Genomic DNA, 21,525 nt, shown 5'->3' on the forward strand with positions numbered 1-21,525 from the left:
CACGTGGATCGTTACGCCTGTGTTGCCGATCACACGTGTACTTCGGTAGCCGCAAACGCTAACGGAGCAGCTCCGGCCCGGCGTGGGAGGAATCTGCCAGGAGCGACCTTCCGAAATTGGCAAGATCGGTGGTTGATCGTCAGGAATCGATCCCGCGCATCGCGATGATCTTGAGGGCGAGCGAAAGGTCCAGCCGCAGTTCGGGCTGCTCGGTGAAGGGACCGAGGATCTTTTCGAGTTTCGCCACACGATAGCGCAGAGTGTTGTAATGAAAATGTAACTGGCGCGCGGCTTCTGCGATGTTGATGTTGGTGGCGAGGAGCACCTCGAGGGTACGGCACATGTCCTGCGCCTCGGCCGTGCCGTCGGTCAGTTCCTTGAGCGTCTCGCGCGCGAACGACTCGAGTTCCTCGGTGTCCTCGACGAGGCTCAGCAACCGGTACACACCCAGATCGTCGAAATGGGTCACCGCCCACGGCCCGGAGATCTTGCGGCCCACTTCGAGTGCCGTGCGCGCCTGGGCGTAGAGCACCGGCAGGTCGTCGGTGGACGACGACGCACGCGAGACCCCCACACCGAACGGGCGACGTCCTCCCCCACCGGCTCCGCGCACCTGGGCGACGAGTTCGTGCACGAGGGTCATCGTGTCGCTGCCCTCACCCATGAGCACGACGGTCTCGGTCGCCAGGGCCGTGACGGACGCTCCGGAATCGCGGCCGGCGAGCGCACCCGCGAACGCGCGGGCCTGCCGTTCCACGACGGGCAGTCGCGCCGGTGCCGCCGAGGAATCGTCGTCCACGCGATCGGGTTCGACGGCGACCACCACCACCGGGCGGTCGAGATTCCAGCCGAACATCTGGGCGTGCACGATCACCTGTTCGGGTTCACCGGCGCGGCCGCGCAACAGGTCCCGGACGAAGTTGGCCCGGTGCTTCTCCTCGACCGCAGACACTGCGAGCTCACGGCTCACGACGAGCGCACACACCGTCGCCGCCTGCTCCACGAGATACAGATCCGGCGCGGAGAGATCACGTGCAGGACAGAAGAATACGAGCCGACCGTGGTCGATGCCGTTGGCGGAGATCGCGGCGATCGCCACGTACTCGTCGCCGAATCGGTGCAGACCGAGACCGCCCTCGATCGAATCGGTCCGTACCCGGCCTGTCGAGTCGACGGCTGCCGTCGAGGACAGCCAGGCGAAGTCGGATTCATTTCCGGCCCTGTAGGTCTGACGTCCGTCCGGGGTGGTGATCAGCACCGCCCCGCCGAGCCGGCGCGAGATGCCTTCGGCGAGCGCCCTGTGCCCGCCGCCGGCCATGACGATCTCGAGCAGCCCGCGACGGAGGTGATCCGCCTCGAAGACCGCTTCCACCTGAGCGACAGCCATGTCGCGAAGACCCCGCGCGAGACGGTGATCCGCGACGACCTCCTCCGGCGTCGTCAGCACCGGGAGGGGAACGTCGTCGGTGAGGCTCTGCGGCAGCGGATGTCCGGTGTCGAGCCGGACCACGAGCGCCGAGACCTCGCTTCGGTCCAGCCGCGCCAGGAAGTCGGCGACCGGCACGGCGAGTCGCGCGAGCACGGTGGTGGAGGTGACGAGCAGCAGCCCCGGACGCAGCCAGGGACCGATCTCGGGGAGCATCATCACCGCGACCCCGGTGACAGGTCGCGCCGTGGAGACGTCACCGGCAAGCACCGTCGGTGCGACGAGGAGACCCGAGGAGACGACGTCTGCGAGCGGGCACGGTTCGAATACGACCGCTGCGCTGTCCTCCGGATCGGCTGCGCTGCGTCCCGGTTCGGATGCGCTGGGCCCCGGTTTCTCAGCCTTGCGCACCGTCACAGCACTACCCGTCCACCTGCCAGTCGTTCACCCCCGCATGGGAGACACGTGACATTAGAGGGCTGCCGCAATACCGTCAATCGCAGGCGGACAATCCGCAGGTCGGGCAGCGCGTCCCGCCGGCACCCGGTGGATGGGTCCGCGCAGTGTCGCAAGGCTGCGCCCGGTGGCACCGCGCGTGCTCACGAGGATCTCCGCGAGGATCGACACGGCCGTCTCCTCCGGGGTGCGTGCCCCGAGGTCGAGTCCGATCGGCGAGTGCAGTCGTCCCAGTTCGTCGGCCGACAGACCGGCCTCGCGCAACAGGGCGACCCGGCGCTCGTGCGTGGAGCGACTGCCCATCGCCCCGATGTATCCGGCCTCGCAGCGGAGGGCGCGTTCGAGCAGCGGGATGTCGAACTTCTCGTCGTGGGTGAGCACCGCGACGACCGTGGTGGGGTCGACCGGCGCCGACTCGAGGAAGACGTGCGGCCACGCCACCACGACCTCGTCGGCGTCGGGGAATCGGGCGGGCGTCGCGAAGACGGGCCGGGCGTCGATCACCGTCACGCGGTAACCGGCAAACTTCCCCAGCGTGCACAGGGCGGACGCGAAGTCGATGGCACCGAAGACGTACATCCGCGGTCGCGGCGCGAAGATCTCCACGATCTGCGCACGCCCCTCGTCGACATAGACCTCCGAAGCGCCGTAGGACAGGCGCAGGCGCACCTCGTCCCCGACGTCGGTGCCGTCGCCCCCGTCGAGGGTGACCACACGATGGTCGGCGGACTCCCGATCGGTAACGACGGCGACCGGCTCTCCAGCCCCGATCCGCCGTGCCACCTCGGGGAACTCGGGATAGGTCGCGGCATCGACCCGCTGCACGAACACCTCGATGGTGCCGCCGCAGGTCAGACCCACTCCGAAGGCGTCGTCGTCAGTGACGCGGAAGACCTCGGTCCGTGCACGCCCGTCGGCGAGCACGTCACCCGCGATGTCGTACAGCGCGCCTTCGATGCACCCTCCCGAGACACTGCCCACCACCTCGCCCGACCGCGAGACGGCCATCGCGGCGCCGGGTTCGCGCGGCGACGACTTCCAGGTGCGCACGACGGTTGCGAGCGCGAACGTCTCACCGTCGTCGAACCATCGCGACAGCTCGTCGAGAATGTCCCGCACAGCGGTCTCCTTACCGGTGTGTCACAGACGCGCGGCGACGGCCAGCGCGACGTGGTCGTGGAAGGGGCGCGCGACGACCTGCACGCCGATGGGCATGCCGTCACTCGTCCGCCCGACAGGGACGACGACGGACGGGAGGCCGGTGACGCTGATCGTGCGGCAGCTCGCCAGTGCCTCCTGCCAGGTGAGCAGCCGGTCGCCGACAGCGAAACGATCGTCGCTGAGCGGAGGCGCCCCGATGGACGCGACCGGCAGCACCAGCACGTCGCCCATCTCGTCGAGCAGGCGATGGATCAGCGCGGTGCGCCACGCCCAGAGGCCCTCCACCTCCCGATGTTCGGCGCGACCGGCCGTGGACAGCAGGTCGCGGATGACAGCACCGAAGCGGTCGGTCCTCGCCAGCGCGTCGATGTCGGCGTGGGTCTGGGTGGCCCTCAGCCGCCCGAACAACTCGTTCCCCTCTACCAGGGCCGACCCGCGGTATTCACGGGCACCGAGGCGCCGCGCGCTCTCGCGGACGACGTCCTCGATCTCGTCGTCGACGGGCACGGTGCCCTCCCCGGGCGCCCAGGTGATCGTCAGCGTGTCGACGTCGACGGTCGCCGGGTCGGTCCACGCGACGTGCGGTTCGGAGATCATGCGGAGGGCGAGGACGAGGTCGCCGAGGTTCCGTGTCATGGGCCCGACGGTCTGCAGCGCGCCGTGCACCGTCGTCGGATTGGCACGTACATGATCGCCGACGAGCACCCCCGGGTACTGGCCGTCCGCGGACACCCGGCCGACGGTGGGGCGGATCGAGCACAGGCCGGTGCAGTGCGCGGGCCAGCGCACGGACCCGCCGAAATCGGTGCCCAATCCGAGGACGCTCATGCCCGACGCGATCGACGCGGCTTCGCCCCCGCTGGATCCGCCGGGTGAGCGCGGCGACTCGGGGCTGCCGAGCGGGTTCACGGCCGGTCCGAACATCTCGTTGTCGGTGAGCCCGGAGGTCCCGAATTCGGGCGTGTTGGTCTTGCCGACGAGGATCGCGCCGGCCGCCTTCATCGCGGCGACGGCCGGTGCATCGACGACGGGGACGTTGTCGGCCAGCGCCCTCGAGGCGGCCGTCGTGCGCACGCCTGCGGTGGCGATGAGGTCCTTGACGGTGAACGGCACCCCGGCGAGCGGACCGGCCACCTCGCCGCGGTCGAGGCGTCGGTCGAGGGCGTCGGCCTCGGCGAGGGCACTCTCCGCCGCGACGGTGACGATCGCGTTGAGGCGCGTGTTCTGCTCGGCGATCAGGGCGAGATGGTCCTCGACGACCCGACGGGCGGTGACCTCGCGGTTGCGGACCACGGCGGCGATCGACCGCGCGTCGGCGCCGGTCCACGTGCCGGTGCGCTCGGTGTCGAGCGTCGGGGATCGACCGTCTACCGCCACTGGCCCTCCTTGGTCTGCGTTCGACGAGAACGCTATGGCCGGCTCCGGGTCCCTCCTACGTCCACACTCCACAGGAAGCCGGTCGCCGCGGTGTGAAGAGTTGATACTTTCCCGCCGGAACGGGCCTGAGAGGATCGGGGAATGATTCCGTCCTGGGCTCGTCTCGCGTTCGCCGTATTCGCGGTGAGCTGGGGCGCCAATCAGTTCGCTCCGATGCAGCTCGTCTACCGCGACCACCTGGGACTCGGCAGCGACTCGTTCACCGCCATGCTCGGCTCCTACATCGTCGGGTTGATCCCCGCCCTGCTCTACTTCGGGCGCGTGGCCGACCGGATCGGGCGTCGTCCGGTGATCCGGGCGATGATCCCGGTGAGCATCGTGTCGTCGATCGTCCTGCTTCTCGGCGCCGATATCCCGGCGTTGCTGTATCTCGGCCGGGTCCTCGCCGGATTGGCATCCGGGATGGCGTTCGGAGCAGGCACCGCGTGGATGAAGGAACTGAGCGAAGGTCCAGGTGTGGGAGCGCGCCGAGCCGCCGTCTCACTGTCGGCGGGATTCGGCAGCGGCGCCCTGTTCGCCGGTCTCATCGCGCAGTGGCTGCCCGACCCCGACCGTCTGCCCTATCTCGTGCACATCGCTCTGATGGTGGTCGCGCTGGTACTGGTGTGGACCGTCCCCGACGCCCACCGGCCCCGCACCGTGCAGGGCTCGTGGCGCCTGTCGACGCTGTCGTCCCCGCGCTTCCGCTGGGGTGTCGTGCCGTGGGCCCCGTGGGTCTTCGGATGCGCGACCGTCTCGTTCGCCACGATGCCGCCGATCGTCTCGGGCCGCGTGGACAGCGTGGCCGTCGCGTTCACCGGCGTGGTCGCCGCCCTGACCCTGCTCACCGGTGCGTTGATCCAGCCCGTGGCCCGGCGCATCACCCGGCACGGTGAGGACCGTGGCGTCTGGACGGGGGTGGGTCTCGGTGTGCTGGGCTTCGTGACCGCCGGCGTCGCAGTGCTCGTCGACGGCCCGGTATCGGTGCTTGCCGTCCTCGTCACCGCCGTCCTTCTCGGCGGGGGTTACGGCATGCTGCTCGTCTCCGGTCTCGTCACCGTCGAGCACATCGCTCCGCCGGACGAGCTGGCGCAGACCGTCGCCGTCTTCTACTGCCTGATCTATCTGGGTTTCGCGGTGCCCTTCGTCATCTCGCTCGCCGCACCCCACGTCGGGTTCGTCGCATGCTTCGCGGTCGCCGTGGCACTGCTCGTGCTCGCGCTCGTCCCCCGGAAGTTGCTCGCCGATCAGGAAGCGACCCTCGTCGGCTCGCGCTGAGCGAGGCCGACGGGACTCTGGACGCGCACCTGCTCGAGCAGATCCGACAGCGCACCGGCGACCTCCTCGGGACGGTCGGCGAGCACGCGGTGACCGGCACCGACGAACCGCACGAGGTTCGCGTGCGGCAGCCGCGCCGTCATCGCCTCCGACAACGACAAGGGCACGAAGACGTCCTCCGTGCCCGCCGCGACGACCACCGGCACTCTGGCGAGCACATCGAGGGCGGCGGACTCGTCGAGCACCGCGAAGTCGGCCAGCAGTCGCGACCAGGTGACGACGGAGGTCTCGTTCGACAGCGCCGATCCGACCACCCGCAGCCACGATTCCTCCGTGCGCCTGCGTGCGGCAACCGTGCACACCCGGCCCCCGGCGCGTTTCGACAACTCCATGACGCGCGGTGCACGCGACACCGCCCGGTGCACGATGAAGGCGGCCGGATGCCGCAGATAGCGTCCGATACCGCCGTCCGCGAGCCCCGATGCTGCGGTGGCGAACAGGCCGACACCCACGATGCGGTCGCCGACGGCGTCAGGGTGACGACGGACGTAGGACAGTGCGACCATGCCGCCCATCGAATATCCCGCCAGCACCACCGGTCCGTCCGGCGCGAGGGTCCGGAGCACCGCGTCGAGGTCGTCGGCCATCCCGGAGACCGTGCACGCCGTGACGTCGCCGGTCCCGGAACGACCGTGTCCTCGCTGGTCGTAGCGGACGATGCGCAGACCCGGCAGGTCCACCGATTCGCAGACGGCATCCCAGCTCGCGGCGTCCTGGCAGTGGCCGTGCAGGCACACGAGGGTCAGACCCGCATCCCGCGATCCGGTCACCGTGGTGGCCAACGGCACTCCGTCGTCGGCAACCACGGTCACACGAGCGATCGTGTTCGGGTCCGTACTCGACGTCGGCTCGGCCATCTCGCCTCCTGCACAGCGCATCTGCAGGAGTTGTCGCGTCGCCCTCGGGTGCCGTTAACCGCCGACATCGAATCGTGACGTCCGGTCGTCAGCGCGGGGCGAGCGCCCGGATCATCGGTGCGGGATCGCCCGAGGGCACCAGGGCGATGGCCGGGGTGGTCACACCTGCCTCGACGTAGCGCTCCACATGCTCGCGGCAGGCCTCGGGTTCGCCGTGGATCACGAGGGCGTCGACCACGTGGTCCGGGATCGCTTCGAGGGCGGCCTTGCGGTCGCCTTCCGCCCACGCCTTCCACATGCCGGCGAAATCGTCCGAACGGCCGAGGAATTCGTGGAAGGCCCGATAGACGGGGACGTTCATGTAGGCGGCGATCATGCGGCGGCCGATGGCGCGGGCGGTCTCGGTGTCGAAGCCGGGGAGCACGAAGATCCGCGCGACGATCTCCTTGTTCTCGCCGCCCTCGTGGACGTAGGGCGCCACGGTGCGGACGTCGTCGGCGGACAGCCAGTTGATGATGGCGCCGTCGGCCTCACGCCCGGCCAGACGCAGCATGCCCGGGCGCAGTGCCGCCAGCAGCACCGGCGGCGCCGGGTCGGGTACGACGCCGGCCCGGAAGCCGTCGACGGCGAAGGTGTCGTACTTCTCGGAGACCTTCTCCCCCGCCAGCGCCGCACGCAGGAACCGCAGGGTGTCACGGGCACGCTTGAACGGTTCCTCGAAGGGGATGCCGTTCCACTTCTCCACGATGACGTCGGAGGAGGTGCCCACCCCGAGCACGAAGCGGCCGGGTGCGGCGGCGGCGAGGCTCGCGGCCGACATGGCCAGCGTCGCGGGGCCGCGAGTGTAGACGGGGACGATCGCGGTACCCAGGCGCAGGCCGGGAGCCCACACGCTCGCGAGGGTCAGCGGGGTGAACGCATCGGCAGCGCCGGCCTCGGACGACCACACGTCCGTGTACCCGAGATCGGGGAGCTCTTCGATGATGCGTCGCTGGTCGGACAGGGGGATGCCGTCGAGCGGGACGGTCAGGCCCCATCGTCGTGTCGTGTTCTCCGTCATGACCGTCACCCTAGCCACACTGTGGTTCAGGTCATATCCGGGCGTGTCCCGCCCCGGGCGATCGAGCCCGCCCCGCGCCCACTCCGGTCCTCGGTGTCCGGTCAGCTGTATCCAGACTCTGTCCGAAGGTGCGCAAAGGAAGTCACGACGACCGCATCAGCCGATCGGTTCAGAGGAGTTGATGGAAGATGTCGAGGGTGACGTTCCACTCGGCGGTCCCGGGGTTTTTGCGGTCCGGCTGGACAGTGACGAAAGTGCGCGCCAGCGCCACGCTCAAGCCGCCGGCAATCAGCGGCAATCTCTGCTCGGTTCTCTCGGAGAGGGCTACGTCCAAGGGCGGTTGGGCCGCCAGTTGGTCGAGCAGAGGTTGTAGTTCGATCTCCTCGTCCAGCTTCTCGAATCGGTCGATGCTCTCCTGCAGCCCCTTGGTGATCGGCAGGTCCCACGGTTCGATCACGTCCCGCAGGTTTGCCTTTGCCGAGGCCTTGCCGATGAGGATCACGTCGTAGATCTTGTCGTCGATGAAATCTGTATAGCGTTTGAGATCGTTCCGGTCGACGTGCAGTCCAGCCGCTACCCGGAAGAACCGCTGGAATTTTGCAGTGCCCATCACTGGCATGTCGTCAGCTCCTCTCGAAGTATTCATGGATTTGTCGTACCGCCATCGCTCCTTCACCGACAGCGGATGCGACCCGTTTTACCGAGCCGCTGCGGACGTCACCCGCTGCGAACAGACCGGCCCGGCTCGTTTCGAGTGTTCTCGACGGCGGGGCGTCGATTCTCTGGTTGCCGTCCTCACGGGCGGGGACGGCGTCCACGCCCGTGAGGACGAAGCCGTGATCGTCGAGCGCGATCGCGTCGGTCAGCCACCCGGTATGCGGCATCGCCCCGATGAAGACGAACAGAGCGTGCACCCGGATCCTGGCCTTGTCGCCCGTGCGATTGTCCTCGATTGCAATCTCTTCGAGGTGCTTGTCGCCGTGGACCTCACGAATCTCGGCGTTTCGGTGCACGGTCACGCGCGGATGGCGTTCGATCTGGTCGACGAGATACCGGGACATACTTTTTCCGAGGTCGTGGCCGCGGATGAGGAGGTGAACGTGGGAAACTTGGTCTGCGAGGAAGACGGTGGCCTGGCCGGCGGAGTTTCCGCCGCCGACGATGGCTACAGGGTCGGTGCCGCACAGCCGCGCTTCCTGATTGGTTGCGGCGTAATACACGCTTCTCCCCTCCAGTGCCTCGATTCCCGGAACCTCCAACTTGCGATATCGCGCCCCGGTGGCGAGCACGACCGCCCGGGCGCGGATCTCGCCGCCGTCCGCCAGTTGGAGCACATGGTGCCCGCCCTCGGATCCCAAACCGGTCACCTCCGCCGACACGAGAAGGCGGGTACCGAACTTCCCGGCCTGAATCACGGCCCGCTCCGCCAATTCGGCACCGGAGATCCCCGCCGGAAAGCCCAGGTAGTTCTCGATCCGGGAGGAGGTGCTAGCCTGCCCACCTGCAGCGATCGACTCCAGTGTCACCGTGTTCAACCCGTCGGATGAGCCGTACACGGACGCGGCCAGACCCGCCGGTCCGGCACCTACGACGACGAGGTCGCATACGTCGTGCGCTGCGTCCGGGACCGGAAGCCCGACGATGCGGGCGAGTTCGGCGTTCGTCGGATTGCGCAGCACCTTCTCGCCGTGCCAGATCACGACGGGAGTGTCCTCTGGGGCGACACCCAGGCTTTGCAGCAGTTGCTCCGCCCGTTCGTCTTGCTCCAGATCGATCCATTTGTGGGGCAGCCGGTTGCGCATCGCGAACTCGCGAAGCCGCAACGTGTCCGGGGAATAGCAGGAGCCGATGATTCGGAACCCCGAACCGAGCCCGATCAGTAGGTGCCGGCGCACCAGGTAGGCCCGCAGGATCAGATCGCTGAGCACGAGGTCGTGGGCGACGAGCTCGCGCACCCGCTCGGCTGGGACGACGAGCACCTCGCCGTCCTCGATCGCCTCGGCGGTGAAGAACGCCACCTGGCTATCCAGCAGTCCGAGCTCGCCCAGGAATCGGCCCGGACCGTGCAGGCGCAATATCCGACGCTCACCGTCCTCGGCGCCCTCGTCGATGATCGCGACCTTGCCGGAAAGGACGACGAAGAAGTCGCTGCTGCGGGTGCCCGCTCGAATCAGCACCTCGCCGGCGTGAACCGATCGACGTGTGCCTCCGGTCTCGAGCGTCGCTACCTGGGCGTCCGTCAACCGCGGGAATGCCCCGACTGTATCCGGAGTCTCGTCGTCGACGAGCTGACCGTCGCCGAGGCGTGGGGCGTCCTCAGACGAAATTCTGGTCGACATAACACCAACGCCAATCTTCACCGGGTTCCATCGACTGGACGATCGGATGGCCAAGGGCGTGAGCGTGTGCGCTCGCGTGCTTGCCCGACGAGGAGTCGCAGCAACCGACGTGTCCGCACGACAGACACAGCCTCAGATGTACCCACGGGGTGCCGAGGCGAAGACATTCCTCGCAACCTTGTGGAGTGCGGGGCGCCACGGCCCGGATCGCGATCACATGTGGGTCCGCGTGGGCAAAAGTCATGAGTTCGCCTCCTTGCCTGCTTTTTCCGAGAGCGCCTGATCGAGCCATGTGCGCAACACCGGTACCGGAGCGGCGCCCGCCTGACGAGCGAGTACCTCACCTCGGTCCATCACCAGCAGCGTCGGAACGGCACGGACGGTGAAACGTTCGGCCGTCTGGGGTGCAGCATCCACGTCAACCTTGACGAGCTTGATCTGACCTGCGCGTTCTGTGGCGAGCTGCTCGAGCGCGGGGCTGACCATTCGGCACGGAGCGCACCACGTCGCCCAGAGGTCAACGAGTACAGGCACCGAGGATTTCTCGGCGACCTCCGCGAAGTCGCCATCCCCTGCCGAGGCGATCCAGGGCAGCGGCTCGTGGCAATTTCCGCAGCGGGGTCTCCCGTTCCCGGCCGCCGGTACCCTGTTGACCTTGTCGCAGTGTGGGCACTTCACCTTGTCGGATCCCATGACGACACCCCTTCTCAGGCCGCGATGGCGGGTTCCGTATATGCGACGGACAGTTCGCCGTCATCGACCGTGACATCGATGGTGCCGCCCGGTTCGATTTCGCCGCGCAACAGCGCACGACCTATCCTGGTTTCGACCTCATGGGCGATATACCTGCGCAGGGGTCGTGCACCGTAGACCGGGTCGAAACCGTGTTCGGCGATGAGCCGGCGTGCTTCCGGTGTGATATTCAAGTGTATCTGTCTCTCTGACAATCTGTTCCGAAGATCGGTGAGTTGTAGCTCGACGATGTGCTCGATCTGGGGCAGCGTGAGCGGGGTGAACAACACGATGTCGTCGATCCGGTTGAGGAACTCGGGACGGAAGTGCCCGCGCAGTTCCGCCAGCACCCGCGCCCGGGCGTCCGGCTTGATCTCGCCGTCCGCTGTGACTCCGTCGAGGAGATGCTGGGATCCGATGTTCGAGGTCATGATGATCACCGTGTTCCGGAAATCGACCTGCCTGCCTTGAGAATCGGTGATCCGGCCGTCGTCGAGCACCTGTAGAAGGGTATTGAAGACGTCGGCATGGGCCTTCTCGATCTCGTCGAAGAGCACCACGGAGTACGGCTTGCGACGCACCGCCTCAGTGAGCTGACCCCCCTCGTCATACCCGACGTACCCGGGGGGCGCACCGATGAGCCTACTCACCGTGTGCCGTTCCTGGTACTCGCTCATGTCCAGGCGCACCATGTTGTCTTCGCTGTCGAAGAGGGCGCTGGCCAGCGTCTTTGCGAGTTCGGTCTTTCCCACGCCCGTCGGTCCCAGGAAGATGAACGAACCGATCGGCCGGCGCGGATCACGGATGCCGGACCTCGCCCGGATCACCGCGTCTGCGACCAGTTGCACCGCCTCGTCCTGACCGACGACCCTCTCGTGCAGGATCTCGTCGAGCTTCAACAGTTTCTCCCGCTCGCCTTCCTGCAGTCGAGCGACCGGGATACCCGTCCATGCGGCCACGATTTCTGCGATCTCGTCTTCGGTGACCACCTCGCGCAGCAACGGATTGCGGCCTTGCCTGGTGGCCAATTGCTCCTCCGCCGCCTTGAGTTTGCGTTCGAGTTCGGTGATCTCGCCGTATCGCAGCTCGGCGGCCCGATTGAGGTCGTAATTGCGTTCGGCCTCCTCGGCTTCGTGTCGCAATCGTTCCAGCTCTCCCCGCAGCTCCTGCACCCGACGGATCGCTTGGCGCTCTGCCTCCCACTGAGCGTGCCGGGCGTCGGTCTCGGCCCGCAGATCGGCCAGTTCCTTACGCAACTCCTCGAGGCGTGTCTTGCTGGCGGCGTCCGTTTCCTTGGACAGGGCGGCCTCTTCGATCTCCAGCCGGGTCACTTTCCGGGTGAGTTCGTCGAGTTCGGCGGGCATCGAGTCGATTTCGGTTCGTAGCCGGGCGCACGCTTCATCTACCAGGTCGATCGCCTTGTCCGGAAGGAAACGGTCGGTGATGTACCGGTGCGAGAGGGTCACGGCGGCCACCAGTGCGCCGTCCTGGATCTTCACGCCGTGAAACACCTCGAGGCGTTCTCGAAGTCCGCGCAGAATCGAGATTGCATCCTCGGCACTGGGCTCGTCGACGAGAACGGTCTGGAATCGACGCTCCAATGCTGCATCGGATTCGATGTGCTTGCGATACTCGTCGAGAGTGGTGGCACCGATCATGTGCAGTTCGCCGCGGGCGAGCATCGGTTTGAGCATGTTGCCGGCGTCGAGAGATCCCTCGCCGCCGACCGATCCTGCGCCGACGACGGTGTGTAACTCGTCGACGAACAACAGGATGCGCCCCTCGGCCGCTTTCACCTCGGACAGCACCGCCTGCAGCCGTTCCTCGAACTCGCCGCGGTACTTCGCGCCGGCCACCAGGGAACCCATGTCGAGCGAGAAGATCGTCTTGTCGCGTAGGCCCTCGGGCACGTCGCCGCGGACGATCCGCTGGGCGAGTCCCTCGACGATCGCGGTCTTGCCGACGCCGGGGTCGCCGATCAGCACCGGATTGTTCTTCGTTTTCCGGCTCAGGATCTGCGTTACCCTGCGGATTTCGGCGTCTCGCCCGATGACCGGATCGAGTTTGCCTGCTCGGCCCTCGGAGACGAGGTCGCGTCCGTACTTCTCGAGCGCCTCGTACGCCCCCTCCGGGGTGGCCGAGGTGACGCGCTGGTTGCCGCGCACTGTGGTCAAGGCGGCGAGGAAGGTCTCTCGTGTGACCCCATGGCTGGTGAGAACCCGCCCGGCCGCACTGGTCGACCCCTCCTCGGAGAGGGCCATCACGAGATGCTCCACCGACACGTAGGAATCCTTGAGTCGCTTTGCCTCTCGTTCGGCGGCGTCGAGCAGTTTGGCCAGGCGCTGGGTGATCATCACCTGACCGGGCGTCGCACCGGGGCCGCTGACCTTCGGCCTACGCATGAGTGCCTGTTCCAGATCGGAGCGTAGAGCATCGACGTTCGCACCGGCCTGCTCGAGCAGTCGCGGTACGAGCCCTTCCTGCTGATCGACCAACGCGAGCAGCAGGTGCTCTCCGTCGACCTCGGTGTGGCCCATTCTGGTCGCGATGTTCTGGGCCTCCTGCAGGGCTTCTCGTGACCTTTCAGTCAGACTGCCGGTGTCCATGGGGGTGTCTTCCTTCCGTGGGACGCTGCTTCGAGTTTCTCGATTCGATCCAGCAGATCGAGCACGAGCCCGATTGCCGAGTAGTTCAGGCCTAGACCCGTCCGCAACCGTTGGATGCGGGCAGCGTGGGCCACTGCTGACGGTTCGAACAATATTTCGCCGCCGGGGTCGCGGCGTGCGTCGATCAGGCCGAGAGCCACGAGTTTTCTTGCCAGGTCGGGGTGCAGCCCGGTACGTTCGGCGAAGACATCCAGCGACATTCCGGTACGGCGAACCAATATGTACTGGGTGCCCGGGGTCGGGGTGCTCATGGCTGTTTCCTCGGGTCGAAGTTCGATTCGGCGGCCAACTGTTCGAACAGCTCGCGTTCACGTGCTGTCGGTTTCGATGGCACCATCACCTTGATTTCGGCGTAGAGGTTGCCGTTGGAGCCTCGCGGGTTGGGCATGCCTTCTCCGCGCAGGCGCAGCTTCCTACCTGTCGACGAGCCCGGTACGACTTTGACTTTCGCCTCACCGCCGGGAGTGGGAACGGCGACCGTCGCGCCGAGTGCTGCTTCCCAGGGGGAGACGGGAAGGTCGACGTAGATGTCCCGGCCCTGTACGCGGAACCGGGAATGCGGTTTGATCCGGACCACGAGGTACAGATCCCCGGGCGGTGCGCCGCCGTTGCCTCGGCCCCCTTGCCCGGCCAGCCGGATTCTTTGGCCGTCGAGGACACCGACCGGAATGTTGACGTCGTATCGCCGTCCGTCCAGACGGAGAGTGCGTTTGCCGCCCCGGTACGCCTCTTCCAGGGTCAGTTCCAGTTCCGCTTCCTGATCGGCGCCGGGAATCGGGCCGTACGCGCCACCGCCGCCGAACATCTGTCCGAAGAGGTCCTCGAAGTCGACGCCCCCCTCGCCGTCTGTGCCGTGTCCGAAGTGCACCCTCCGGCCCCCACCGCTGTACCTTCCGCCGCCGTACCCGCCGGCGCTTGCCCGGACCCGTTCGTCGTAGTCCTCGGGTACCCGACGGAAGTCGTCCCCGAATCGGTCGTAGCGTTTCCGGGTGTCTGGGTCGGATAACACTTGGTAGGCCTCATTGATCTCTTTGAACTTGTCTTCCGCAGTGGGGTCTTTGTTGATGTCGGGGTGATATTTGCGGGCAAGTCGGCGGTAGGCCTGCTGGATTTCGTCGGAGTCGGCGCTGCGCGGGACCCCGAGCGCTTCGTAGTAGTCACGCGCCATGGCGCTCACTCCTCAGGTCGGCTGACGACCACGGTGGCGGGACGCAACTGCTGTCCGTTTTCTCCGTAACCTGGCCGCAAGACCTCGATCACGGTTCCGGAGGGAAGGTCGGGTTGGGTCACCACACTGACTACTTCGTGGAGTTCCGGGGTGAACGGCACACCGACCTCGTCGTGGCGCTCGAAGCCGAGCCGTGACAATATCTGCACCGCTTGGTCCCGGATTGCCTTCACACCCTCGACGACGGCCTGAGGATCGCTATCCGCATGGGCCAGCGCGAGCTCCAAGTTGTCCAGGACAGGCAGCCACGCCGCCGATACCCTCGCTGTCTCCGCGGCGCGTTCACGGTCGAGATCTTTGGCATACCGCTTGCGCAGGTTGTCCAGATCTGCGAGTGCTCTGCGCCAGCGGTCCTCGAGTCGAGCCAGCTTGGCTTCGGTATCGGTGTGATCAGGCCTCGTCTCGGTCTGGTCCGTGTCAGTACGGTCGGTAGCCTGCTCGGTCGTCGAATGATCAGCAGATCTGTCCATCAGGTGCCTCAGCTCCGATCGAACTCGGCGTCGATCACGTCGTCGTCATCCGACGACGCAGCGTCTCTTCCGCCGGTCTGGTATCCCTCGCCGCCGTTTTGAACCGCTGCAAGCCCGTAGAGCAACTGCTGCAGCTCCGAGGTCAGTGGCTCTACCTCCGAGGGTGGAGCACCGTCTTCTACAGCCTTCCTCGCGTCGGCGATCAACATCTCGGCACGCGCCTTCTCGTGCGGTGGCGCACTGTCACCCAGTTCGGCAAGTCGCCGTTCCACCTGGTAGGCAACCGAATCGAGGGCGTTACGTGCGTCGACCGCCTTGCGCAGCTCCTCGTCCTCACGCCGGTTCCGTTCGGCCTCGGCGAGCATGCGCTCGACCTCGCTCTGGTCGAGGTTGCCCTGTTCGCTGATCGTGATGCTCTGCTCCTTGCCGGTGTCTTTGTCACGGGCGGTGACGTTGAGAATGCCGTTGGCATCGATATCGAATGTGACTTCGACCTGCGCCTCGCCGCGTGGCGCAGGTCGGATGTCTTCCAGCCGGAACCGGCCCAGCACCCGGTTATCGGCGGCGCGTTCGCGTTCGCCCTGCAGGACTACGACGTCCACGGCGGACTGATTGTCTTCCGCTGTGGAGAACACTTCGCTGCGTCGGGCGGGGATCGTCGTGTTGCGCTCGATGATCTTGGTCATTACCCCGCCCTGCGTCTCGACGCCGAGGGACAGTGGGGTGACGTCGAGCAACAGTACGTCGGAGACCTCACCTTTGAGCACGCCTGCCTGGACCGCGGCACCGAGCGCCACGACCTCGTCCGGGTTGACGCCCATGTGGGGATCCTTACCGCCGGTGAGCCGGCGAACGAGTGCCTGTACCGCCGGAATGCGTGTCGAACCACCGACCAGGATCACCTCGTGGATGTCGTTGGCGGTGATCTTGGCGTCACTCATTGCCTGCTTTACCGGACCGAGGCAGCGTTCCACCAGATCTGCCGTCAGATCCTCGAACTTCGATCGCATGATCGTGGTGGTGAGGTGTTTGGGGCCGTTCGCGTCTGCGGTGACGAAGGGCAGGTTGACCTGGGCTTGAGTTACCGAGGACAACTCGACCTTGGCCTTCTCTGCCGCCTCGAAGAGTCGTTGCAGCGCTTGTGGATCCTTGCGCAGATCGATGTTCTCCGCGCTCTGGAACTCGTCGGCGAGGTAGTCCACCAGGCGCCGGTCGAAATCGTCTCCGCCGAGGTGGGAGTCGCCGGCCGTCGAGCGAACCTCGACTACTCCCTCGCCGACATCGAGCAGGCTCACATCGAACGTGCCGCCGCCGAGGTCGAAGACCAGTACGGTCTCGTGGGTCTGTTTGTCCATGCCGTACGCCAATGCCGCCGCGGTCGGCTCGTTGATGATCCGCAGGACCTCGAGGCCCGCGATCCGGCCGGCGTCCTTGGTGGCGTTGCGCTGCGCGTCGTTGAAGTAGGCCGGAACGGTGATGACCGCTTCCTTGACCTTCTCGCCAAGGAACTTGCTGGCGTCGTCGACGAGTTTGCGCAGCACCAGGGCACTGATCTCCTCTGGTGCGTACTTCTTACCTCGCACGTCGAATCGTGCCTCACCGTTGTCGCCCGGTACGACGTCGAAGCTGACCGCTTTGGCCTCCTCGGAGATCTCGTCGAAATGACGTCCGATGAAGCGTTTCGCCGAGTAGATCGTGCCCTTCGGGTTCAGGATCGCCTGTCGTCGGGCCAGCTGACCCACCAGGCGCTCGCCGCTATCGGTGAATGCCACCACCGACGGCGTCGTCCGCGCACCCTCGACATTGGAGATCACCACCGGTTCGCCGCCTTGCCAGCTTGCGATGACCGAGTTGGTGGTGCCCAAGTCGATGCCTACCGCAGTTGCCATGATTCATTCCTTTCGATTGGTCCGGCCGGTGAGTCGGCGGACGGCTCGGTCCGCGACTTCGACGTCGGCGAGGACTTCGGAGTGCCGTGGTTGTGTAGGGACATGGTCGTAAGGACTGGGAACGAGGTGAAGTCGCGCTGGCTGCCCTGTCCGGTGATGCGTGCATGAGCAGGCCGAACGGAGCGCCGACAACGGCACCGAAGATCGGCGCGTAGAAGCTGAGATCGAGGCGTGTACACGGCGGCCGGCCTCGGTGGAGTAATCCAAAGATCCAGCCTAATGGTGTAGCTGTCCACGCGCCCGCGGCGGCGCGGGCGCGGCCCAGCGGTAGTTCAGTGTGCCGATGACCTATTCGACCGGCTCGATGTCCCGGCGCGCGATGGCTAGTTTGCCTACTGCGAAATGCTGGCCGGAGAGGTCGTCGACGGCGTTTTCAGTTTCGGCGAAGTTGGCGAACGTTACTATATTTGAGGGGCAGATCGGTGCGGACGTACCGTGGTAGTCCCGCCACTGGACTCTGACATCACCTCCCTGCCTGATGGGTTGGCCGGCCAGAATATCTCCGTGTGGTGCCGCTGCCGCGGATGCCTGGGGTTTTGCGTAGGGGCAGTCCCAGTGTCATCCGATGCGGTTCGGCCGCAGTGAGAATTGTCGCGTCAGGATTGCGTGAGTCCTGCATGTACCTGGCCTCTGCCTCGGTCCGGGGCACTTCTCAGTATCGCCCAGAACGGTGCCTACCGTCATGGAATGGGGGAATCGACGCGGCGGGTTCAAGTATTGGTCGTAACCCTGCTGATTGGAGAGAAGTGTGCGGATGGGACGAAGAGAGCAAAACGGGAGTCGAGTGTCGACAACGCTTGAATTCGAGGCCGATGCGACGGTGGAGAACGAGAGCACCGTGTCGGTGTGTGGCTAGTCTGCCTGATTCTCCATTCTGATCCTGGGAAGACTGTCGATCCCGCGTCCTCAAAGGCGGTAGCCGGCACCTTTGAGCGTCAACACGTCGGCGTGATGGACGATCCGGTCGATCATCGCGGCGGCGACGGCCTGATCACCGAAGACTCGACCTGACCTTCGTCGCCCGGCGGGACCGCTCCGCGGGGCATCGTGGCTTTCGACGCCGCGACCCGTTCGGCGAATCGCGCCGAAATATAGCGACGCACAGTTGATTCCGATACCGGGACACCGTGGTCGTTGGGCGATCGTTGCTACGGTCACCGACTCGTCGAGCTGGCCTTCGATCCAGGTGTGGTGGGCGGCGATCGCCGGCGAGGTCACCGCCCGCGCCGTCGGGTCCACCACTTAGGGGAACCAGGCCCCGATCAACTCGCGCCACAGGTTCTCGTCGAATCTGTGGCCGTCGCCGGGGGCAGCCCCGCCGCCAGTGCCAGGGCCAGGTACTTGCGGATGGTTTTGCGGTCGAGTCCCAGGGCTGTCGAGATCTGCACCTGGGAGCGGCCGGCATGCCAATGCCGGAACAACTCCGTCAGATCGGTCATCGTCCGCGTTCTCCTTGCCACCGCCGGGCCCCTTCCCAGGTCCTCGGTGGACCTCGGGAAGAAGCGAACCTGCAGCAGCACCCGCACCCCGACTGAATCGCCCCGGGTCTGTCGGAGGCTCTCGAACCTGTGAAGGATGAAGAGCATGGCAGCACCACGGAAGTACAGCGTTGAGCTGAAGGAACGAGCAACGAGAATGGCCGTCGAAGCCCGCCAGGATCCAGCGACACGGCCGGGAGCACTCAAACGGATCGCCGATCAACTCGGTGTGCACCCCGAAGCGCTCCGGACCTGGGTCAAGCAGGCCGAGGTCGACGGCGGCGTGCGCCTCGGCACCACAACCAGCGATGCCGAACGGATCGCACAACTCGAACGGGAGAACCGCGAGCTGCGGCGGGCGAACACGATCCTCGAACAGGCCTCGGCTTTCTTTGCGGCGGAGATCGACCGCCCACAGCGCTGATCGTGGAATTCATCGCTGCTCACCGCGATGAACACGGAGTCGATCCGATCTGCGCGGCCCTGCGCGAGACAGCTGCCCAGATCGCTCCGTCCACGGTCCGAGCTCACCTGAGTCCCCAACGAACGGAATCGGCCCGTGCGGTGCGTGACCGTCAGGTTCTGTCCGAGATCCGGAAGGTTCATGCCGACAATCTCTGCGTGTACGGGGCCCGCAAGGTGCATGCGAGTCTGAAACGAAAGGGGATGGCAGTGGCCCGATGCACCGTGGAAAGATTGATGAAAACCGATGGGTTACAGGGAATACCACGATTGAAGGGTCGGAAGACCACACACAGTGACAGCGCCGAGACTCCGCGGCCGGCAGATCGAGTACAGCGGCGGTTCGTCGCCGACGCACCCAACGTGTTGTGGGTAGCGGACCTGACCTACATTCGCACGCACTCGGGGTGGGTCTACGCCGCATTCGTCCTCGACGTGTTCTCCCGGATGATCGTCGGTTGGCAGGTCTCGACGTCGATGCGCACCGATCTGGCCCTCGACGCCTTGGATATGGGGCTGTGGGCGCGCCGACGGGCCGGCCAGGATGTTGCCGGGTCGATTCACCACAGCGACCGCGGTGTGCAGGGTGGATTCAATCGGTCGTCGCAACACCTCGATGACGGAGGTGTGCGATGGGACGCAGCAACAAGCAGACACGCCAGGCGCCGGTGGGTGCCCGACGGCAGTGGGCGGCGGATCGGGCGTTGCGCCCGTCGATGCGGTCACCGGGGAGACCGGAACCCTCGCGTGCGGTGCAGCGCGATTTCTGGCGGCGGATCGCCTCAGGAGCGACGACTGCCGACGCCGCGGAGGCCGTCGGCGTGTCGTGGCTGGTCGGGTCCCGGTGGTTCCGTCACGCTGGCGGCATGCCGCCGATCAGCCTGGACGAGCCCACGGGCCGCTACCTGTCGTTCACCGAGCGTGAGGAGATCGCACTGTTGCGCGCCCAGGATGTCGGCGTGCGGGAGATCGCCCGTCGGATCGGACGCGACCCGGAGACGATCTCACGCGAGCTGCGCCGCAACGCGGCGACCCGCAGCGGCACGCAGGTCTACCGAGCCGGAGTGGCGCAGTGGAAAGCGCAACAAGCCGCGAAACGCCCGAAAACGGCGAAGCTGGTAGACAACGACAGGTTGCGTGAGTATGTGCAGGAGCGGCTCTCCGGGGCCGTCCGCCGGCCCGACGGCACCGCCGTCGCAGGCCCCGACACGCCCGCGTGGAAAGGACTGAACAAGCCGCATCGGCAGGACCGACGGTGGGCGACGGCATGGAGCCCGGAACAGATCTCGCACCGGCTGAAAGTTGATTTCCCGGAGGATGAGTCCATGCGCATCAGTCACGAGGCGATCTACCGATCGTTGTACATCGAAGGTCGAGGCGCCCTGACACGGGAGTTGGTCACATGCCTGCGCACCGGCCGGGCACTGCGGGTGCCCCGTAGCCGATCGCAGAACAAGCCGCAGGGACATGTCACCGCGGACGTGGTGATCAGCGAACGCCCCGCCGAAGCCGAAGACCGTGCTGTCCCAGGGCATTGGGAAGGCGACTTGATCATCGGGACCGGCCGGTCCGCGATCGGCACGCTCGTCGAGCGCAGCAGCCGCTCCACGATCCTGGTGCACCTGCCTCGATTGGAGGGGTGGGGCGAGAGGCCGCCTGTGAAGAACGGTCCGTCCCTCGGTGGCTACGGCGCCGTCGCGATGAACGCCGCGCTGACGACATCGATGACCACGCTTCCCGAGCAGCTCCGCAAGACCTTGACCTGGGACCGCGGAAAGGAGCTGTCCGGTCATGCCCGGTTCGCTCTCAAGACCGGCACGAGAGTGTTCTTCGCCGACCCGCACTCGCCCTGGCAACGACCGACGAACGAGAACACGAACGGCCTGCTGCGCCAGTATTTCCCGAAGGGTACCGATCTGTCCCGGTGGTCCGCCGAGGACCTCGAGGCCGTCGCTCTGGCGATCAACAACAGGCCACGCAAGGTCCTCGGCTGGCGAACCCCGGCCGAGGTCTTCGCCGAGCAGCTACGCTCCCTGCAGTAGCCCGGTGTTGCATCGACCGGTTGAACTCGCCCAGTACACTTCCATTGCTTTCGCGGAAACCCTTGTGCTGGAGGGTATTGCCGCGTCGGTCGGCAGTGTCGGAGACGCGTACGACAACGCTCCGGCCGAGAGCACGATCGGGTTGTTCAAGACCGAAGTGATCGCCAAGGGAAACCCGTTCCATCCGGGTCCCTACAAGTCCGTCGAGGACGTCGAGTACGCCACGATGGAGTGGGTCGACTGGTTCAATCGCAGTCGCCTGCACAGCCGTCTCGGATACGTCCCGCCGGATGAATTCGAGGCGGTGTACTACGCTCACCTGTCGACTCCGCAACCGGAGCCGTCACCGATATAGGAGCGGCAAGAAAGGGACTGCTGCACGATCAGGTGACAGGTTCGGTCACGCAGCCTGAGTGGCTGGTGTGGTCATGATGGTCTCGTATTC

The 21,525-nt window shown here is 66.2% G+C and carries 19 protein-coding genes, 3 pseudogenes and 1 other annotated feature; of the genes and pseudogenes, 5 read left to right on the forward strand and 17 right to left on the reverse strand.

Going from position 1 to position 21,525, the window contains the following annotated elements:
- Window positions 1-139 precede the first annotated feature (139 nt).
- From A5767_RS03970 to A5767_RS03980, 3 genes are read right to left on the reverse strand one after another with little or no spacing between them, the layout of a single operon-like run.
- A complete protein-coding gene (locus A5767_RS03970) occupies window positions 140-1,843 on the reverse strand; it encodes a helix-turn-helix domain-containing protein (protein WP_064851688.1) in 1,704 nt (567 codons plus the stop codon).
- Between the two features lie 54 nt (window positions 1,844-1,897).
- Window positions 1,898-3,001, reverse strand: a complete 1,104-nt coding sequence (locus A5767_RS03975) for an XdhC family protein (protein ID WP_064851689.1) — start codon at window positions 2,999-3,001, stop codon at window positions 1,898-1,900.
- 21 nt (window positions 3,002-3,022) lie between these two features.
- Complete coding sequence (locus A5767_RS03980; protein WP_006551034.1) at window positions 3,023-4,420, reverse strand: amidase; 1,398 nt, start codon at window positions 4,418-4,420, stop codon at window positions 3,023-3,025.
- A gap of 141 nt (window positions 4,421-4,561) precedes the next feature.
- On the opposite strand from A5767_RS03980, the gene A5767_RS03985 reads away from it, so the two are divergent.
- Window positions 4,562-5,737: an MFS transporter gene (locus A5767_RS03985; protein WP_064851690.1), complete on the forward strand. Its 1,176-nt coding sequence runs from the start codon at window positions 4,562-4,564 to the stop codon at window positions 5,735-5,737.
- Here the strand turns inward: A5767_RS03985 and A5767_RS03990 are convergent.
- From A5767_RS03990 to A5767_RS23250, 14 genes and pseudogenes are all read right to left on the reverse strand, one after another.
- A complete protein-coding gene (locus A5767_RS03990; protein ID WP_231913107.1) occupies window positions 5,707-6,609 on the reverse strand; it encodes an alpha/beta fold hydrolase in 903 nt (300 codons plus the stop codon). The two genes, A5767_RS03985 and A5767_RS03990, sit on opposite strands and share 31 nt — an antisense overlap.
- A 133-nt stretch (window positions 6,610-6,742) precedes the next feature.
- Window positions 6,743-7,714 carry an LLM class F420-dependent oxidoreductase gene (locus A5767_RS03995; protein ID WP_039957951.1) on the reverse strand — a complete coding sequence of 324 codons (972 nt, stop codon included), beginning with the start codon at window positions 7,712-7,714 and terminating at the stop codon, window positions 6,743-6,745.
- Window positions 7,715-7,883: 169 nt separating this feature from the next.
- The gene (locus tag A5767_RS04000) at window positions 7,884-8,324 is read right to left on the reverse strand and encodes a DUF1931 family protein (RefSeq protein ID WP_010595771.1); all 441 of its coding nucleotides are present in this window, start codon (window positions 8,322-8,324) and stop codon (window positions 7,884-7,886) included.
- 13 nt (window positions 8,325-8,337) lie between these two features.
- Window positions 8,338-10,053 (reverse strand): FAD-dependent oxidoreductase, encoded by a 1,716-nt coding sequence (locus A5767_RS04005; protein ID WP_064851691.1) that lies wholly within the window; start codon window positions 10,051-10,053, stop codon window positions 8,338-8,340.
- A complete protein-coding gene (locus A5767_RS22405; protein WP_082937589.1) occupies window positions 10,031-10,297 on the reverse strand; it encodes a UBP-type zinc finger domain-containing protein in 267 nt (88 codons plus the stop codon). Before A5767_RS22405 ends, A5767_RS04005 begins: the two co-directional genes overlap by 23 nt.
- Window positions 10,294-10,746: a thioredoxin gene (gene trxA, locus A5767_RS04010; RefSeq protein WP_064851692.1), complete on the reverse strand. Its 453-nt coding sequence runs from the start codon at window positions 10,744-10,746 to the stop codon at window positions 10,294-10,296. The genes A5767_RS22405 and trxA overlap by 4 nt, the downstream gene beginning before the upstream one ends.
- A gap of 14 nt (window positions 10,747-10,760) precedes the next feature.
- Window positions 10,761-13,391, reverse strand: coding sequence for an ATP-dependent chaperone ClpB (clpB, locus tag A5767_RS04015; RefSeq protein WP_064851693.1), 2,631 nt, complete (start codon window positions 13,389-13,391; stop codon window positions 10,761-10,763).
- A complete protein-coding gene (locus tag A5767_RS04020) occupies window positions 13,373-13,702 on the reverse strand; it encodes a chaperone modulator CbpM (RefSeq protein WP_006930777.1) in 330 nt (109 codons plus the stop codon). Before A5767_RS04020 ends, clpB begins: the two co-directional genes overlap by 19 nt.
- Window positions 13,699-14,619, reverse strand: coding sequence for a DnaJ C-terminal domain-containing protein (locus tag A5767_RS04025; protein WP_064851694.1), 921 nt, complete (start codon window positions 14,617-14,619; stop codon window positions 13,699-13,701). Before A5767_RS04025 ends, A5767_RS04020 begins: the two co-directional genes overlap by 4 nt.
- 5 nt (window positions 14,620-14,624) lie before the next feature.
- On the reverse strand, window positions 14,625-15,149 hold the full coding sequence (locus A5767_RS04030; protein ID WP_064851695.1) for a nucleotide exchange factor GrpE: 525 nt from the start codon (window positions 15,147-15,149) through the stop codon (window positions 14,625-14,627).
- Window positions 15,150-15,157: 8 nt separating this feature from the next.
- Entirely contained in the window at window positions 15,158-17,038 is a 1,881-nt protein-coding gene (dnaK, locus tag A5767_RS04035) for a molecular chaperone DnaK (protein WP_039584650.1), read from the reverse strand.
- Window positions 17,039-17,041: 3 nt separating this feature from the next.
- Window positions 17,042-17,562, reverse strand: a pseudogene (locus A5767_RS24100) (general stress protein).
- Between the two features lie 442 nt (window positions 17,563-18,004).
- A pseudogene (locus tag A5767_RS22955) lies at window positions 18,005-18,112 on the reverse strand (ATP-binding protein); the annotation flags it as partial.
- 248 nt (window positions 18,113-18,360) lie between these two features.
- Window positions 18,361-18,537 (reverse strand): hypothetical protein, encoded by a 177-nt coding sequence (locus tag A5767_RS23250; RefSeq protein WP_231913109.1) that lies wholly within the window; start codon window positions 18,535-18,537, stop codon window positions 18,361-18,363.
- Window positions 18,538-18,682: 145 nt separating this feature from the next.
- Between A5767_RS23250 and A5767_RS04050 the strand changes: the two genes are divergently transcribed.
- From A5767_RS04050 to A5767_RS04060, 4 genes and pseudogenes are all read left to right on the forward strand, one after another.
- A complete protein-coding gene (locus A5767_RS04050; RefSeq protein ID WP_064851697.1) occupies window positions 18,683-19,000 on the forward strand; it encodes a transposase in 318 nt (105 codons plus the stop codon).
- Window positions 18,961-19,089: a sequence feature (AL1L pseudoknot), on the forward strand. Its footprint overlaps the gene before it by 40 nt.
- Window positions 19,003-19,623 (forward strand): annotated as a pseudogene (locus tag A5767_RS24105) (IS3 family transposase); the annotation flags it as partial. It overlaps the preceding feature by 87 nt.
- 131 nt (window positions 19,624-19,754) lie before the next feature.
- Window positions 19,755-21,080: an IS30 family transposase gene (locus tag A5767_RS04055; protein WP_442978722.1), complete on the forward strand. Its 1,326-nt coding sequence runs from the start codon at window positions 19,755-19,757 to the stop codon at window positions 21,078-21,080.
- 64 nt (window positions 21,081-21,144) lie between these two features.
- Entirely contained in the window at window positions 21,145-21,435 is a 291-nt protein-coding gene (locus tag A5767_RS04060) for an integrase core domain-containing protein (RefSeq protein ID WP_197483193.1), read from the forward strand.
- The last annotated feature ends 90 nt before the right edge of the window (window positions 21,436-21,525 follow it).

Source organism: Rhodococcus sp. 852002-51564_SCH6189132-a (genome assembly GCF_001665495.1).
GTDB lineage: Bacteria > Actinomycetota > Actinomycetes > Mycobacteriales > Mycobacteriaceae > Rhodococcus > Rhodococcus pyridinivorans.

What these genes read in the sequence shown, in the direction of transcription:
- A5767_RS03985 (WP_064851690.1), top strand. Translation starts at nt 4,562, where the DNA reads ATGATTCCGTCCTGGGCTCGTCTCGCGTTCGCCGTATTCGCGGTGAGC.
- A5767_RS03995 (WP_039957951.1), bottom strand. Translation starts at nt 7,714, where the DNA reads ATGACGGAGAACACGACACGACGATGGGGCCTGACCGTCCCGCTCGAC.
- A5767_RS04000 (WP_010595771.1), bottom strand. Translation starts at nt 8,324, where the DNA reads ATGGGCACTGCAAAATTCCAGCGGTTCTTCCGGGTAGCGGCTGGACTG.
- A5767_RS04005 (WP_064851691.1), bottom strand. Translation starts at nt 10,053, where the DNA reads ATGTCGACCAGAATTTCGTCTGAGGACGCCCCACGCCTCGGCGACGGT.
- A5767_RS22405 (WP_082937589.1), bottom strand. Translation starts at nt 10,297, where the DNA reads ATGACTTTTGCCCACGCGGACCCACATGTGATCGCGATCCGGGCCGTG.
- trxA (WP_064851692.1), bottom strand. Translation starts at nt 10,746, where the DNA reads ATGGGATCCGACAAGGTGAAGTGCCCACACTGCGACAAGGTCAACAGG.
- clpB (WP_064851693.1), bottom strand. Translation starts at nt 13,391, where the DNA reads ATGGACACCGGCAGTCTGACTGAAAGGTCACGAGAAGCCCTGCAGGAG.
- A5767_RS04020 (WP_006930777.1), bottom strand. Translation starts at nt 13,702, where the DNA reads ATGAGCACCCCGACCCCGGGCACCCAGTACATATTGGTTCGCCGTACC.
- A5767_RS04025 (WP_064851694.1), bottom strand. Translation starts at nt 14,619, where the DNA reads ATGGCGCGTGACTACTACGAAGCGCTCGGGGTCCCGCGCAGCGCCGAC.
- A5767_RS04030 (WP_064851695.1), bottom strand. Translation starts at nt 15,149, where the DNA reads ATGGACAGATCTGCTGATCATTCGACGACCGAGCAGGCTACCGACCGT.
- dnaK (WP_039584650.1), bottom strand. Translation starts at nt 17,038, where the DNA reads ATGGCAACTGCGGTAGGCATCGACTTGGGCACCACCAACTCGGTCATC.
- A5767_RS23250 (WP_231913109.1), bottom strand. Translation starts at nt 18,537, where the DNA reads ATGACCGATCTGACGGAGTTGTTCCGGCATTGGCATGCCGGCCGCTCC.
- A5767_RS04050 (WP_064851697.1), top strand. Translation starts at nt 18,683, where the DNA reads ATGGCAGCACCACGGAAGTACAGCGTTGAGCTGAAGGAACGAGCAACG.
- A5767_RS04055 (WP_442978722.1), top strand. Translation starts at nt 19,755, where the DNA reads ATGCGGTCACCGGGGAGACCGGAACCCTCGCGTGCGGTGCAGCGCGAT.